This window comes from Microbacterium gawkjiense (assembly GCF_031932225.1).
Lineage (GTDB): Bacteria > Actinomycetota > Actinomycetes > Actinomycetales > Microbacteriaceae > Microbacterium > Microbacterium gawkjiense.
Genome location: NZ_JAUZVV010000001.1, coordinates 1,228,068 through 1,243,476 on the forward strand (window position 1 = coordinate 1,228,068; position 15,409 = coordinate 1,243,476).

A 15,409-nucleotide genomic window follows, 5' to 3' on the forward strand; every position below is an offset into this window, starting at 1 on the left:
GTGCCGGTGACCGCTCCACGACCATGTGATCCCCTTCGCCGCGGCAAATCGGGTGACGCCGACGACTGATGTGATCTTAACGGGCGTTCACAACAAATGAAGCGTTTCATATTCGTTACCCACCGCGCGGTTGACACCCAGACACTCTGGTGCCATCGTTCGTTGGAGCGCTTCAAAACGAGGCGTCACATTCAAGGAGGAATAGTGTCCACAGCATCGCGGCGCGCCCGTCGCCTCGTTCCTGCTCTCGCCGCTCTCGGCGTAGGCGCTCTCGCGCTTGCGGCCTGTGGTCCGGCCGGAAGCCCGTCTTCCGGGGAGTCGACCGGCGAGTTCACCTACCTCGGCCAGACCGAGAACACGACGATCGTCGGCACCCTCGAGACGCTGTCCAAGGACCAGTGCGCCGCCGAGGAGGAGGCTGCTCCGCTGAAGGCGGACGACATCGCCGGTACGCAGTGGGACCAGCAGCTCCAGTTGTTGGCCAGCCAGGATGGCCTGTCGAGCATGTCGATGGCAGCGGGGACCCCCTCGCTGATGAGCCAGTTCATCGACGCGGGCCAGGTTCTCAACCTGTCCGAGACCCTCGATGAGCTCGGGGTGGCGGATCGCATCCAGCCCGCAGCCGAGTCGACGATCAAGGCTCTGTACGGTGACGGCAGCCTCTACGCCCTCCCGACAGAGTTCAACATCGAGGGTTTCTGGTACAACAAGGAGCTTCTCTCCGACAACGGCGTCGAGGTCCCGGAGACCTGGGACGACCTCGTTTCGGCAGCCGAAACCCTCGATGCCGCCGGCGTCCAGCCCTTCAGCGCGGCGGGCAAGGACGGCTGGCCCGTCACCCGTCTGGTCGGTGACTACATCTTCCGCGACCTGGGCGCCGACGCGCTCCAGAAGGTCGCCGACGGAGAAGCGAAGCTGACCGACCCCGAGTATGTCGCAGCCGCTGACGCCGTCGCCGAGCTCGGGAAGGCCGGATACTTCGGCGACGCGGTCGGGTCTGTCGACTACAACGCCGCGATGAACACCTTCCTGACCGGCAAGGCCGCCTTCTTCTACATGGGCAGCTGGGCCCTGGCGAACTTCGCCGACGAAGCCCAGAACCAGATCGGCGGACCGGACAACATCGGGTTCGCCCGCTTCCCTGCCGTCGACGGCGGCGCCGGCAGCATCGACGAGATCCCGGCCAACGTCGGCATCCCCGTGATGTTCGCGCAGAAGAACTACGGCGACGACACCGGCGCGTGGATCAAGTGCATCGCCGAGAACTACGGCGACACCGTGCTTGCCGACAGCGGTGTCGTATCCGGGTTCGTCGTCGACAACCCGCCGGCAGACCTCCCCTCGACCACTCAGGCCGTCCAGGCCGAGATCGAGGCGGCGCCCTCGAGCGTGCTCTGGTTCGAGGCGCTGTTCAGCTCGGAGGGCACCAGCGTCAGCCAGACCAACGGCGGCGGCCTCGCCACGGGCTCGGTCTCCGGTCAGCAGTTCATGGAACTGGTCCAGGCAGCCAACGACAAGGGCTGAGCCACACCACGGTCAGGGCGGGCCCTGGGCCCGCCCTGACCTCCGCTCATCCACACCCGAAAGACCCCAATGAACAAAGTCCTGGGCGACAAGCGCGCCATCTTCGTCCTCGTAGGCCCAGCCCTGTTGGTCTACTCCCTGATCATGCTGATCCCGATCGTGTGGTCGCTCTTCTACACGGTTCAGGACGGCAACCCCATCACGGGGTTCGAGTTCAACGGCGTCGACAACTTCGTCACGTTCTTCCAGGACCCCGCCGCGTGGAACGCCATCGGATTCACCCTGATATACGCCGCGATCCTGACGGTCCTCCAGGTGGGCGTCGGCTACCTGCTTGCGCTGATGTACGTCTTCTGGCTGAGGAAGGCGTCGGGCCTCATCCGGACGATCGTCTTCTTCCCGGTCGTTCTTCCCACCGTCGCCGTCGCTCTCCTGTTCCAGCGGCTCTTCGAAGCAGCACCCACCACAGGCCCCGTGAACTCCCTGCTCAACGCCTTCGGGCTGGAGTCGGTGGACTGGTTCGGGACGCCAGGAGCCGCTTTCTGGATCATCATCCTGATGGACCTGTGGCGGTCGATGGGGTTCTACGCCGTGCTCCTGTACGCAGGCCTCGTCGACATCCCCGACGAGCTCCTCGAATCCGCGCGCATCGACGGTGCCGCCGGGTGGAAGCTCGTCCGGACCATCGTCCTACCCCTGTCGCTGCCGGTGCTGCTGTCCTCGCTGATCTTCAGCATCAACGGCACCCTCAAAGTCTTCGACACCGTCGTAGCGCTCACCAACGGCGGTCCAGGCAGCGCCACCACCCCGCTCACCCTCTACATGTTCCGCACGTCCTTCACCTACGGCCAGTACGGGTACGGAAGCACGATCGCGCTCATGCTCACCATCCTCTGCCTCCTGTTCACCGTGTTCATCTTCCGGTCAACGCGCCGCGACCTCACGAAGGAGAGCTGACCATGACGACCACCAGCCTGCTGGTATCCGGCAAGCGACTCGAGACCGCGACGCGACCCCCCGCTCGCCGCCGTCGAGGCCCGAGGGACTTCTTCGGACGTCTCCCCCTACGGATCGGCATCGCGATCCTGCTGATCATCGAGATCTACCCGATGGTCTGGATGCTGCTCGGTTCCTTCAAAACGCAGAACGAGTTCCTCAACGAGCCGTTCTGGGCGCTCCCGAGCTCGTTCGGCTTCGAGAACTACGTCGAGGTGTTCACGACCGGGGAGTTCGGCAAGTACGTCCTCAACAGCGTGATCGCCGTCTTCCCATCCCTGGCGATCATCCTCGTCTTCGGCGCCGCAGCTGGCTTCGCTCTCGAGGTGATGGTGTGGAAAGGACGGGGCACGGTCCTGCTCCTCTTCCTTGCCGGGATCATGGTTCCGGCTCAGATGATTCTGCTGCCGCTGTTCACGATCTACTTCCGGACGGGCCTGAACGGATCGCTCTGGCCGCTGATCCTCACCTACACGGCGATCGGCATGCCGCTGACCGTCTTCATGATGGCCACGTTCTTCCGAGCCGTGCCCCGCGAGATCTTCGAAGCCTCCACGCTCGATGGTGCCAACATCTTCCGGTCCTTCTGGTCAGTCGGCCTCCCGCTGGTGAGGAACGCGCTGTTCACCGTGGGACTCGTCCAGTTCTTCTTCCTCTGGAACGATCTGCTCATCGCGCTGACGTTCACCAACAGCAGCGATCTCCGCACGATCCAGGTCGGATTGCTCAACTTCACCGGCCAGTACGGAGCTGTCCAATACGGGCCCACCTTCGCCGCCATCGCCGTGAATGTCTTCGGCACCCTCCTCATCTACCTCTTCCTCAACCAGCAGGTCATGAAGGGCCTCACCGCAGGATCAGTGAAAGGCTGACATGTCCACCATCACCGAGCTCTGGCTCGAGAACAGGCGCGGCGGAAAGACGATCGGCATCGGAGAAGCGGCACCCCGTATCTCCTTCACCGCCGTCGGGCCCGGACCGTTCGACCTTCGCTTCGCGCACGACGACGGCCGCGTAGAGATGACCACCGTTTCGGACACGCAGCTTGTCGCTTGGCCCTTCGCGCCGCTGAGCGCCCGGGAGGGCGGCGAACTGCGCGCCGGGTCCACCGAGGACGCCCTCTCGGTCCGGGTTGAGACAGGCCTCGGGGACGACTGGAACGTCGACTTCGTCTCACCTTCCGTCGAAGCGGACCACGAAGGACCTCGCCCTGCATGGCTCTTGCGTGCAACCTTCGACCTCGCGCGAGTCCCCGGCGACATCGCCCGCGCCCGCGTTTACGCGACGGCGCACGGAGTCTACGAACTGGAACTCAACGGCGCGCGCGTCGGGGACGACGTCCTGGCACCCGGCTGGACCAGCTACGGCCACCGGATCCGCTATCAGACGCACGATGTCACCGACGGGCTCGTCGGCGGAACGAACGTCATCGGAGCCTGGCTCGCGGACGGCTGGTACAGAGGCCATATCGGCTTCGATGGCGGGCTGTGGAACATCTACGGCACCGACGTCGCCCTGCTCGCTCAGCTCGAGGTCACCACCACCGACGGCACCATGCATCACATTCCGCTGGAGTGGGCGTGGTCCGCGTCACCCATCACGGCGGTCGGCCTGTATGAAGGGGAAACCTTCGACGCGAGGCTCCTGCCGCGCGGGTGGTCGACGCGATCCTTCGACGCCGCTGCCTGGAGCCCGGTCCAGGTTCTGCCCCGCGCCGACTTCACCGCGCGCATCGAATCACCCACGGCCCTTCCCGTACAACAGGTCGAAACCATCGCGCCGGTGTCCGCGGAGCGCCGACCGAACGGTCGCATCCGCCTGGACTTCGGTCAGAACATCTCCGGCGTCATCCGGATCCGAGTACGAGCTGAAGCCGGCCGCACTGTGCGGCTCCATCACGCCGAAGTCATCGAGAACGGCGAACTCGGAACTCGACCGCTCCGCGGCGCCACGTCCATCGACACGTACACGACGCGCGGAGGCGGGGAAGAGGTCTACACGCCGCGGTTTACCATCCACGGGTTCCAGTACGCGGAACTGGAGAACTGGCCCGGCGAACTCACTGACGGGGACGTGGAAGCCGTGGTCATCCACACCAGCATGCGTCAGACGGCCTGGTTCGAGTCATCCCATCCCGGTCTGAACAAGCTCCACTCGAACGTGCAGTGGAGCATGCGCGACAACTTCGTCGACCTCCCCACCGACTGTCCGCAACGCGATGAGCGCGTTGGCTGGACCGGCGACATCCAGGTCTTCGCACCCACCGCGCTGCGCCTCTTCGCTGCTCAGGGAACTTTGACGGGATGGCTCAGGGATCTCGCCTTCGAGCAGGCCGAGCAGGGGCATGTGCCCCAGTTCGTGCCGTGGATCGAATGCGGTTTCCCCAACTTCCCGACAGCCGCGTGGGGAGACGCCGCGGTGGTCGTGCCGTGGGAGATGTACTTCGCCGACGGCGATACCCGGATCCTCGCCGAGCAGTACGCGAGCATGTGCGCCTGGGTGGACCTGGTCGACAACCTCACCGATAATAGCGGCCTGTGGAACAGCGGCTTCCAGCTCGGCGACTGGCTTGACCCCACCGCACCGCCGGAGGACCCGGGCAAGTCCCACACCGATAAGTACCTCGTAGCGACTGCCTACCACGTACGCACCGCACGCATCCTCGCGGACACCGCAGCGCTCCTCGGCGAAGAGGAGGACGCACAGCGATATGCGGCGATCGCCGATCGCGCCACACGTGCGTTCCAGGACGAGTTCATCTCCGGATCCGGTCGGGTTGTCAGCGACACACCCACGTCCATCGCCGTCGCCCTCGTGTTCGACCTCTTCGAGAGCGACGCTCAGGCTGCACGGGCCGGAAGGCGGCTCCTCGAGCTGGTGGAGCAAGGCGGGTTCCATATCTCCACGGGATTCGTAGGCACGCCCATCATTTGCGACGCGCTCGTCCTCGCAGGAAGTGTCGACTACGCGTACCACCTGCTTCGGCAGGAGGAGTTGCCGTCGTGGCTCTACCCGGTGTCGATGGGAGCCACCACTATCTGGGAGCGGTGGGACTCGATGCTGCCGGACGGCAACATCAATCCCGGTGACATGACGTCCTTCAATCACTACGCGTTGGGCGCCGTGGCGAGCTTCTTGCACCAGTCCGTCGCCGGCCTCGCCAGCGACGCCCCCGGATGGGAGCGCGTGCGGTACCAGCCGCGACCCGGGGGCGGACTGACCCACGCATCCGCTCGCTATGACAGCGTGCGCGGCACCGCTTCCATCCGATGGACGCGCGACGGGGACGCCCTGACCATCCGCGTCGAGGTGCCCGCCGCCTCCACCGGTGTCGTCGTCCTACCCGGCAGCGGCCGGGAGATCGAGGTCGGCCCCGGCGAGCACACCTTCACCGAGTCATTCCGACCCGCCAGCGACGATCCGGCGGCACCGGTCGTCGGATGGCGCAAACCTGAACCCGTTGACGCCTGAGCGCGTTACAGAAAGACGTCCATGCAGACATCCATCAAGCCCGGCCAGGTGTGGCTCGACACCAAGGGCGAACGTATCCACGCGCACGGCGGCTCTGTGATCACCGTCGACGGTGTCCACTACTGGTACGGCGAGAACAAAGAGTTCTCCGCACCCGGAAGCGGTATCTGGCACTGGGGTGTCCGGTGCTACTCGTCGACCGACCTCTACAACTGGGAGGACCGCGGGCTGATCATCCCGCCGGTGGAAGACGATGAAGACTCTCCGCTGCACCCCACGCAGCTCGTCGACCGGCCGCACATCATCCACAACGCCGAGACGAACAAGTTCGTCGCGTGGCTCAAGATCATGACCAAGGGATCCCTGCAGCGCTCCACGGTTCTGACAGCGGATCACATCCTCGGTCCCTACGAGATCGTGCGCACCTGGCTGAAGCCGTTGGACATGAGCGCCGGCGACTTCGATCTGGTCGTCGACCCGCACGACGGCAAGGGGTACTACTACTTCGAACGCGTGCACTCGGAGATGATCTGCGCCGATCTCACCACCGACTACACCGACGTCACCGGCTATTACTCCACCCACTTCCCGCAGCCTCAGCCGCCTTTCGTCCGCGAAGCTCCCGCCCACCTGTATCGCAACCGGCTGCACTACCTCCTGACCTCGGGAACGACCGGGTACTACCCGAACCCGTCAGAAGCGGCCGTATCGCGCTCCTACCATGGTCCGTTCGAGGTGCTCGGGGACCTGCACCCGACCGACGAATCCCGCACCTCGTTCCACTCCCAGATCTCCTCCGTCTTCACGCACCCGGACAAGAAGGACCTCTACATCGCGATCGCGGACCGGTGGCTGCCGAGGTATCTAGACCACGGCGCCCGCGCCCACGACGCGTTCGTCGGGCACTTTGCCCCTGGCAAGGACGGCGATGAGCCGATGGAGGAGTTCGCCGACGTCGACACGACCATCGCGGACTACGTCTGGCTGCCCATCCGTTTCGACGGCGACCGGCCCGTCATCGAATGGCGCGACGAATGGACCATCGAGGAGTTCGACTAGATCCGCGCAACGCGGCTCCCTCGTCGCGAAGTCCTCGATGGCCGAGTAGTGGCCGACTGCCTGCGTAGCCTTCGATCGCAGGTGCAAACAAGGAGGCGTGAGAAGTCACAGTGGAGTGTCATTTCCAGAACTACTTCAGACTGTTTATGAGGGGATCGGGCTAGCTCGGACTGAAGTTCTCGCGCAGCTGATGTGACCGGGAATCGCCGGTGTCCCATGTTAGTTCGGACTTCTCATTCGCAAGAAGGCCAGGCCTCCCGCGAGATTGCTGGTTCGAATCAACTGTCTCAGCCCAAACCGAGGGGGCGCTCGCGCCTTCTCGCGATTGAGTCCTGCGTACCGCGCGCGCTCAGCTACTCGCTGAGGCGAGGTCCGATAACTGTAGCGACCGACCGAGGGCCGACTGCTCGACGGGTGAGGTGACCTCGATCAGTCGTTGGCGTACGGTCGGGCCATGAGGATTCTCACAGAGGGATGGTGTGATCGGGGTCCGTCGATTCCCGAAGCGGCGGCCGCGCTCTCCGCCCCCCGTAGAGCTTGGTGGGATTCGGACGAGTTCCGGACTGCTCCAAGCGACGACATCCGTGCCTCGATGAACTTGTGGTTCCTCACCGGATCGTTGCCTTTCCGCCGCGATGTGAAGGGAGCCGGCGATGGGCTCGTTGACCTCGTGCTCCGCCCCGTTGACGCGCCACCCGAGCCCGTCGAGATCCTCGCGACAATCGACTGGGACTATCAGGCCGCAGTTCCTCGCGCGGTGGCTCTTATTGCCGAGTTGAACGGGCATGAGCCGGTGGAATGCTACGTTCCGGTGCATCTGAAGCGCGGGTGGGAGCCGCCGCGCACCAAGGGGCGGAAGGCGCGCGGTACGGGTGACAAGTGGCGGGAGGCTGTCGAGCGGGTGCGTGAAGAAGCGCGGGCAGGCGAAATCAGCGGCGATGCCGCGGCCGCAATCGGATCAGTCTTTCCGGGGATCGAGTTCGGAGCCCCCCGCGCGGAGGCGGGGAAGTCAGGTTTCATCCTTACTTCGTGGAACGCGGCCACGACCGACTCCGCCAACGTGCCTTACCTCGAACGGCTATCCGCCTACCTTGCAAGCGAGGAACGCCCGGTCCACCACCTCGAGAAGCTGCACCGCGAGGCGATTGCCCTGGGCGCGCGGCGGCAACACCTTTACCTCCTCGTCGCGGCCGCCGGCCGGTGGGGCAACCTCCTCCCTACCTCTCCGAGTTGGTTCACTGACGGTGACTTTGTCCCGCCAGAAGGTCTGACCGATCTGTGGTTGGACGGTGGAACTGGGTACATCATGCGCTGGAGACGCGAGAGTGGATGGATCTATCACGAGGCGGGCTGAACTCACCCGCAGCTGAGATCGACTGAAAATAGTTGAGCAAAGTTGCAGATGCAGCCGAGTCATCGAGATTTCCGATTGGGTAACTGACCGCTTGCTGATCAGCGTTCGCATATGCGCGGGCGGGCGACAGCCGCCGGTGGATTTCAGCGGCGCAGTTCGGCGATGTGTGTGGCTATCGCTCGGAGCGAGTTGACTGCGTTAGTCAGGCTCGCTTCGATTGAGTTACCAGCGCGGACGGCTCCCGCGTGTGGGCCCGGCATCAGCTGTGGGTACTCGCTGAGGTCGTAATCGACCTGCTCGCGGTAGGTGCGAGTCGGCCGGCCTTCCTCTGTCCAGTCGTAGAGCAGCTCCAGTGTTGCCGCGATCGGCGCGCCCATGTCCCCGCGGGGTTGTGCGTTCTCTTGATCGGGGATGCGCCAAAACACTCGCCGACGAGTTTGGGGCGCAAGCGTGAACGGCACCGCGAATAGGCGTCCTAACGCAGGTCCGATCTGGTCATCCGCGGACTGTGCAACGAACTCGTTCGCCAGGGCCAGCCGAATGTTCGAAGCGGTCGTACGCCCGGTGTTCGCGATCACAATGTCCATCGCCGGCGCTCCGCCAATGCCTGCTACGAACTCGACCCCCAGGTAGGGTCTCGTTTGCGCCTCAACGTTTCGCTCGTTCTCGAGCGACGCTTCGCGGAGCTGCGAGCCGGTCTGTCGGATCTGCCACCAAGCCGCGACGAGGGCGCCTCCAGCAACGAGCACTCCTACGCCGGTCGCGATGGCCGTGAACCAGCCTGCGGCTAGCGACGACGCCGCGAGTTCGCCCGTCGTCATTGCGATGTTGGTCATCACACGACCATAGTGACGAGCCCCGACGTCGACTTCACACTCACACCAGAGTCCACGACCCGCGCGCGTCTCAGTTTCGCTACGGGCCCGTTTCTTCCCAGGCGTCGTCAATCTTCTTCGCGAGCCTGCGCGCTGTCTCGAGCCACGCAGAGTCCCACGACCCATCGACCGCGTAATCAGTGCACCGCTTCACCAGGCCGCTCAAGTGCTCCCATTGCGCGGCGTCTGACTTGTGTTCCTCGCCCAAGGAACGCCCAAGGATGGGCAGCCCTTGCAAGTTCATGATGTCAAGCGACATGTACTCCGCAAACGCCCGCTCGGGTATCAGTAGCGCTGTATCGGCCGCCTTGATGTAGTCGGAGTAGGGCACTACGACACCCTTCGACCTCTCGGCATAGTTCACGCGGATCGTGCGCAACATCGTTAGGGTGTCTCGAAGCGCCTCGTCCGCGCGTTCCGCCGCCTGGCGTTTCGCGTCGTGTTGCCGCTCATCTTCCAGGATCGCCCGCGTGTGTCTGCGTTCATCTTCGCGGTCTGCGAGCGCGTTGCTCCGATCATCCTTGCGCTGATCCGCGGCGAGCCGGCGCTCCTCCTTGCGATCAAGCAGGTCGGCGGCCCGTTCTCCATCTCGCCGTCTGGCATTGAATATCGCGATCCCGATACTGGCGGCCGACGTCACCAACGCTCCGGCGGCTGCTCCTCCTAAGATGGGTGCCCACTCCTGAATGTCCACGCGGGAACGTTATCCTCTCAGCTCGACCCGCGCGGCGTGTCACGCAGACCGGCGGCGGTGCTTCTCTTGTCGCGACGAAAAGGCTCGCTGTGTAGGAACCAGCGAACGCTTCCATGCCGAGCTTCGAACGCCGCCATGCAGCTCGACAAGACCCGATTGCTCTGATCGCACCAGACCGCTCGACGTCTCCGACTGGTACCTGGAATGTCTTGAATGACCCCAGCGGCGGGACTAGCGCAGCGACATCGGACAGCCGTACGAGATCGGTCTGGTCCAGGATGAAGCCGGCCGATCTGAGCCCAAGCGGCGAGGCCCAGCCGACCACCTTCCAGAACCGCAGCGGGATCTGGATGCCACGGTAAAGCGGGTCATCCGCGGCGAGCACGGGCGCTGTGAAGACGCTGACTCGCTGATCCGTAGTCCCGGCGTACCCGAGGACGTGATCTTCGAGCCCGAGCCACAAGTCCTTGCTCTGATTGAAGACAGAGGCTTGCGGGGCTGCGTTGGGGTAGCGGAAGGTCGCCTCCGTAGCTGCTCGAGCAACCGCCTCCGCGCCCCACCCCGGGTCTCGACGGCGGACAAGGTGACCGCGATCGAGGTCGTTTGAGGAGTACAGCTCGGGACCGGCTTGATCTGACGCCGGGACACGGTCATCCAGTGACCAATCCCCGAACCGAGGGACGTCTCGAAGGTCGGCGCCGTCGATGTTGACTGCCGTGACCGCTGCCAGGCGCCGATCGGTATCGAGCAGGACGGAGAAGTGGGGGTAGTCCAGGCGGATTGGGTTGCGCGCTGGGGTAGGGAGCGGAGAGGAACAGGGGGTCGTATCCGTCGGCCATGGGGGCATTCTCGCGGACACCCCTGACCTCATGAGGCCCCGATCACCGAGACTGCCAAACCCTTACCAGCTGCTACAGGCATCAGGCCGCCCGATTCGCGACATCCGCGAGGTGTGCGCATGCCACGGTGACCGCCGTGACTACGAGTCACCGCGACATCGTCGAGGCATCCCGTCCGGGAACGACGAAAGGATCCCCGTTAGGTACCCACTCCACTGGCAGCGCCGGCACGAGAGGCTGTAGCCAGCGTGCGAATGCCGCCACGCCCCACTCCTCGAGCCGCTCGTGGGAGATGCGAATGACGCCCTTCGGTGTGCCCAGGGCGTTCGCGTCCCGTACGTACTCGAAGGTGTCATATTCGGCGGTCTCGCCTAGGATCACGACGTCCGAGGCGCGCAGCGCCGGTAGCGCGGTCGGCAGCGTGTGGGCACCGATGCCGATTGTCTGCACACGCATTCCCGGGTCGCCGACCACAGTGATATTCGTGGTCTGCAAACTTGCGCTCATTTCGCGAGCAAGATCGCCCAGTGACCGCTCAGGGATCTTGATCTGCGCGGCGGAACTGTCGGGCCCCAGGAATGGACCGAAGCCCAAAGTGATCATCAGTTCGGTGAACACCGGCTCGGGTTGCATGCGGTGGAGGTGGTCGTGGATCCGCCAAACCGCCATACCGTTGTCGCCGACGAAGTCGACCTTGGCCCGGGTGACCGCGTCCTCTCGCAGGAGACCGAGTCGATCGAAGCCATACCAGGTGGCCGCCTCGTGGCTGATCACTAGGTTGTGCCCCTTCGCCGCGGCCTGCTGAAGTATCTCTAGCGTCGGTTCGAAGGTGACCGCGACGCCCACCACGCGGACGTCCGGGGAGCCGAGGATGAAACCGTCGGCATTCGATCGCTGCCAGTCGACGCCCTCGTCGGCGAGCGTCGCGACGATGCGTTCGGCGAGTTCCCGTGCGGTCAGGTCGTGCTCGCCCATCAGTGCTTCTTCACCAGTTCGATACCGGGCACCCAAGTCGGGTCGCCACTGGGCCAGTACTGCACGTCGAGTTCGGGCACGACTTGCGCCACCCATTTCGCCATCTCTCGAACGCCCGGCTCGTGCGATGGTCCGAATCCGACTGTGATCATCGAGAGGCGGCGCCCGCTCGCCCGCAGATCCTGGAAATAGGACACGCCCCCGTCGACCTCGTCCAAGATCCCGCCAGCGCCCGTGACAATGGCGTCGATCGAGGGTTCTGATAGCAGGGCGCTGAGGGACTCCACAGGGTCCGTCTCGCCGGCCAGTACCGCCACTGTGCGGACAAAAAGGTCCGTATCGCCGACGATGCGCGGCGTGCAGGACAGAGTCTCGGCTGCGACGCGGGCGAGGGCATCGACTGCGACCGGCTCGTTCAGCGTTCCCACCACGCCGCGCCGACGCAGCTGTTCCTGGTCCGGCGCAAGATCAATGCCGAGCGCGCGAGCGAGCGCAGCCGACTGTGCGCTCGGGCGGAACGTGTCCCAGGCGGATGCCTGACGATAGATGATCAGGTCGGACGCGAAGATGAGATCGCGTTTCGCTTCAACGATGAAGTCGCCGTTTAGCCCCGCCGAGGGGATCAGGTCGCGGTCGGTGCCGCCTGGACCGAGCGCGAGCATCGGGTCAACGCTCACCAACCCCTCCGCGAGATAGGCGTGATGCAGACCGCCGTGCACGAAGAACGGGTGCTCACGCGACAGGATCAGGTTTCGGCCCTCGTCGGCGGCGCGGCGAAGGATCTCGACGGTCGGCGCGTAGCACACGACGGCCCCGGTCACTGGCGACATGGGCTCTCCGACGCACAGCCCCTCTGCGGTCGCGATCGAAATCGGACTGCCAAACGCGGCGTTGAGCCGCATGTCCACGGTCCGCGCGAGCGGAACCTCTTGCGCGTAAGGCTCTTTCGTCAACGCACACCACCTCCTGAGTTCGCTTCGAATCTATCTTCATCGAATGAATAAAGTCCAGAAGCGCAACCTGCGGCTCGCAAGTCAAGCGTCGTTGTCACCGTGTCCGCGGCGGCCCGACGCTCGCGCGGGGCAAGAAGATGGGGCGAGGTGATTCTTTACGAATCACACGCCCGTGTCGTGCGACTGACGCTGCCTCGCCAGCGCTTTCGCCGATCTCGTGAACATCGTGACTGAGAGCAGCTAAAGGGGGGATAGACATCTGGCAACGGACGGAATCGTCCCACGCCACGATCGACACGTCCTCCGGCACGCGCAAGCCGCGTCCGGTGATCTCGGCTAGCCCGCCTAGGGCCATCAGGTCATTATCGAAGATGATCGCGGTAGGGGGCTCCTCGACATTAAAGAGTTCACGGACCGCTTTCACCCCCGATTGCCGCGAATAATCTCCGACGGCTTCCGTGACCACCAGTGCGCGGGCTGCACCGAGCGCGAAGAACGCGCTAGAGCGCGCCGCGGAGTGATGGAAGTGCAGCGGCCCAGACACCCGCGCGACCGAACGGTGGCCGAGGTCTTGCATGGCATCCATCGCCAACTTCATTGCTGCTGCATGGTCGTTCCAGATCACGGGCCAGTCGCCAGCGAATACGCGGTCTCCGAGGACAGTCACCTCGAGGCCATATTCCTCGAGGAGGGGCCGGCGGGTATCCGTGATCGTGAGCTCTTCGATCACCACCGACCGGATGCGCCCGTCCTCTGCCCACTGTTGGTATGTCGCGCGCTCGGCCGCTTCGTCAGGGACGACTTTGACGATGAAGGTGCCGCCCGCACGAGTTATGGCTTCGTCGAGGCCCGCAATCAGCTCTTGGGAGTAGGACTCCGCCTGCAGGTCGCGCGAAGGCCGCACCAGCGCCATGCCTACTGCCCAGCGATCCGCGCGACCGCGCGAGTCCTCATCGCTCACGGATCATCCTCCACTTTGCGTTTGACAAGCTGCGCCATTGTACTCATGATAGGACTAAGTTCGGGCACTTAAGAAAGTAAGCCGGAGCCCCTAGATTCCTTTCCACCCACCCAACGAAGTGTGAGGTCCCACATGTCTCGACCATCTCGATCCCTGGTTCGGATGACCACTGTCATCGCGACCTCCGGCCTCTTCCTCGCTATGTTGACGGGGTGCGCTGGGGCGGACGAGGGCGGAACTGCGGGCGATAAGCCGACCCTCACGATCGTCACGCCGAATCCACCACAGAGCTTGGACCCGAGCCTCTCGTCCGGAGGTCAAGAGTCGGTGTATCCCGCGACCGCGTACCAAGGCCTGCTGCACGCTGTCGGCAATGGCGAGGTGGAGCCGGGCCTTGCAAGTGACTACGAGTGGGTGGGCGACTCGAACACGCAGCTCAAGCTGACACTGCGACCCAACTTGAAGTTCTCCGACGGCGAGGTCCTGGATTCCGCCGCCGTGAAGACCTGGATCGAGCACTTTCAGCAGCAGGGAGGCAATCACGCTTATGCCGCAGCGCCGATCGAATCGGTTGACACCCCTGACGACACCACCGTAGTTCTGAACCTGAACGCGCCCACGCCGCAGATGCCGGCAGATCTCACTGAGTACACAGGTCTGGGCGCGATCGGCAGCCCTGCGGCGATCGACGCCGGCGACAACTTCGGTCAGCAGACTTTCGGGGCCGGTCCCTTCATGCTGTCGGCTGATGGCACGGTCGAGGGTTCGACTTACACCTATGTCCCGAACCCCTATTACTACGACCCGGACGCCATCGACTTCGGCAAGGTCGTCATCAAGGTCATCAGCGATGCCAGCACTGCCTTCGCCTCTGTGCAGTCCGGTCAAGTAGACGTCACGTATGGCGATGCTGCGAACATGCAGGCTGCTGAGGGGGCGGGGCTGCTGCAGGCAGCCTTCCCAGTGAATGTCGCGGGCATGTGGACGAGTGATCCCGACGGCACGATCATCCCCGCGTTCGCGGATGTCCGTGTGCGCCAGGCATTGCAGTACGCGGTCGACCGCGACGCGATCGCCGCGGCTGCAGCTCCCGGTTCCGGCACGGCAACGGTACAAGCCGTGACAGCCGGTTCGCTCGGCTATGACGAGACGCTCGAAGAGACCTACCCGTACGATCCTGCACGAGCGAAGGAGCTGCTCAGTGAGGCGGGCTACGGTGACGGCTTCGACTTCACGCTCGTCGCGGCTCCCGGCACCGATCACTCCGTTATCGCCCAAGCGATCGCCGATCAGCTCGCGAAGGTCGGCGTCAACGTAACCTTGCGCACCCCGGCGACGTTCACTGAGTTCGTCCAGGACATCTTGAGCGGTGAGTACGCCGCAATCGTGATCGGGCTCGGTCTCATTGGAATGCCGACGACGATGGACAACCTGTACGACATCCCCGGCCTTGTCAACTGGCGGGGCTCGGCGTACCCCGAGCTCGTCGAGATGGCCGCCTCTGCCGCCGCCTTGAGCAGCAAGGGAGCCGATGCCGCATGGCGGGAAGTTAACGCCGCGGCTGTCGATGCCGCATATCAGATGCCCATCGCGACAACGTCCTCGGTCTACTACTGGCGCGACACCGTCGACGGCGTCGCGGACTCCTACCTGCTCAACCCGGCCTACCTCACGTCCGCGAAGTGAACGAGCGGCGGAGACCGGCGCG

At 64.4% G+C, this 15,409-nt stretch carries 12 protein-coding genes and 1 pseudogene; 7 read left to right on the plus strand and 6 right to left on the minus strand.

Annotated elements, in window-relative coordinates; genetic code table 11:
- Positions 1–204 precede the first annotated feature (204 nt).
- From Q9S71_RS06015 to Q9S71_RS06040, 6 genes are all read left to right on the plus strand, one after another.
- Positions 205–1,524 (plus strand): ABC transporter substrate-binding protein, encoded by a 1,320-nt coding sequence (locus Q9S71_RS06015; protein WP_311861159.1) that lies wholly within the window; start codon positions 205–207, stop codon positions 1,522–1,524.
- 69 nt (positions 1,525–1,593) lie between these two features.
- Entirely contained in the window at positions 1,594–2,481 is an 888-nt protein-coding gene (locus tag Q9S71_RS06020) for a carbohydrate ABC transporter permease (RefSeq protein ID WP_311861160.1), read from the plus strand.
- A gap of 2 nt (positions 2,482–2,483) precedes the next feature.
- The gene (locus Q9S71_RS06025) at positions 2,484–3,392 is read left to right on the plus strand and encodes a carbohydrate ABC transporter permease (protein ID WP_311861161.1); all 909 of its coding nucleotides are present in this window, start codon (positions 2,484–2,486) and stop codon (positions 3,390–3,392) included.
- A gap of 1 nt (position 3,393) precedes the next feature.
- On the plus strand, positions 3,394–5,991 hold the full coding sequence (locus tag Q9S71_RS06030) for a family 78 glycoside hydrolase catalytic domain (RefSeq protein WP_311861162.1): 2,598 nt from the start codon (positions 3,394–3,396) through the stop codon (positions 5,989–5,991).
- Between the two features lie 21 nt (positions 5,992–6,012).
- On the plus strand, positions 6,013–7,050 hold the full coding sequence (locus Q9S71_RS06035) for a family 43 glycosylhydrolase (RefSeq protein WP_311861163.1): 1,038 nt from the start codon (positions 6,013–6,015) through the stop codon (positions 7,048–7,050).
- Between the two features lie 592 nt (positions 7,051–7,642).
- A complete protein-coding gene (locus Q9S71_RS06040) occupies positions 7,643–8,404 on the plus strand; it encodes a hypothetical protein (RefSeq protein ID WP_311861164.1) in 762 nt (253 codons plus the stop codon).
- Between the two features lie 143 nt (positions 8,405–8,547).
- Here the strand turns inward: Q9S71_RS06040 and Q9S71_RS06045 are convergent, their stop codons facing one another.
- The 6 genes and pseudogenes from Q9S71_RS06045 to Q9S71_RS06070 form a co-directional block, all read right to left on the minus strand.
- Positions 8,548–9,240 carry a hypothetical protein gene (locus tag Q9S71_RS06045; RefSeq protein WP_311861165.1) on the minus strand — a complete coding sequence of 231 codons (693 nt, stop codon included), beginning with the start codon at positions 9,238–9,240 and terminating at the stop codon, positions 8,548–8,550.
- Between the two features lie 79 nt (positions 9,241–9,319).
- Complete coding sequence (locus Q9S71_RS06050) at positions 9,320–9,973, minus strand: hypothetical protein (protein WP_311861726.1); 654 nt, start codon at positions 9,971–9,973, stop codon at positions 9,320–9,322.
- A 235-nt stretch (positions 9,974–10,208) separates the two neighbouring features.
- Positions 10,209–10,844, minus strand: a pseudogene (locus tag Q9S71_RS06055) (DNA/RNA non-specific endonuclease); the annotation flags it as partial.
- A gap of 115 nt (positions 10,845–10,959) precedes the next feature.
- Positions 10,960–11,787 (minus strand): Nif3-like dinuclear metal center hexameric protein, encoded by an 828-nt coding sequence (locus Q9S71_RS06060; RefSeq protein WP_311861166.1) that lies wholly within the window; start codon positions 11,785–11,787, stop codon positions 10,960–10,962.
- On the minus strand, positions 11,787–12,740 hold the full coding sequence (locus tag Q9S71_RS06065; RefSeq protein WP_311861167.1) for a Nif3-like dinuclear metal center hexameric protein: 954 nt from the start codon (positions 12,738–12,740) through the stop codon (positions 11,787–11,789). The genes Q9S71_RS06060 and Q9S71_RS06065 overlap by 1 nt, the downstream gene beginning before the upstream one ends.
- Before the next feature lie 94 nt (positions 12,741–12,834).
- Positions 12,835–13,701 carry a LacI family DNA-binding transcriptional regulator gene (locus tag Q9S71_RS06070; RefSeq protein WP_311861168.1) on the minus strand — a complete coding sequence of 289 codons (867 nt, stop codon included), beginning with the start codon at positions 13,699–13,701 and terminating at the stop codon, positions 12,835–12,837.
- 162 nt (positions 13,702–13,863) lie between these two features.
- Here Q9S71_RS06070 and Q9S71_RS06075 point away from each other — a divergent pair, with 162 nt between their 5' ends.
- Positions 13,864–15,387 carry an ABC transporter substrate-binding protein gene (locus tag Q9S71_RS06075; protein ID WP_311861169.1) on the plus strand — a complete coding sequence of 508 codons (1,524 nt, stop codon included), beginning with the start codon at positions 13,864–13,866 and terminating at the stop codon, positions 15,385–15,387.
- Positions 15,388–15,409: the final 22 nt, after the last annotated feature.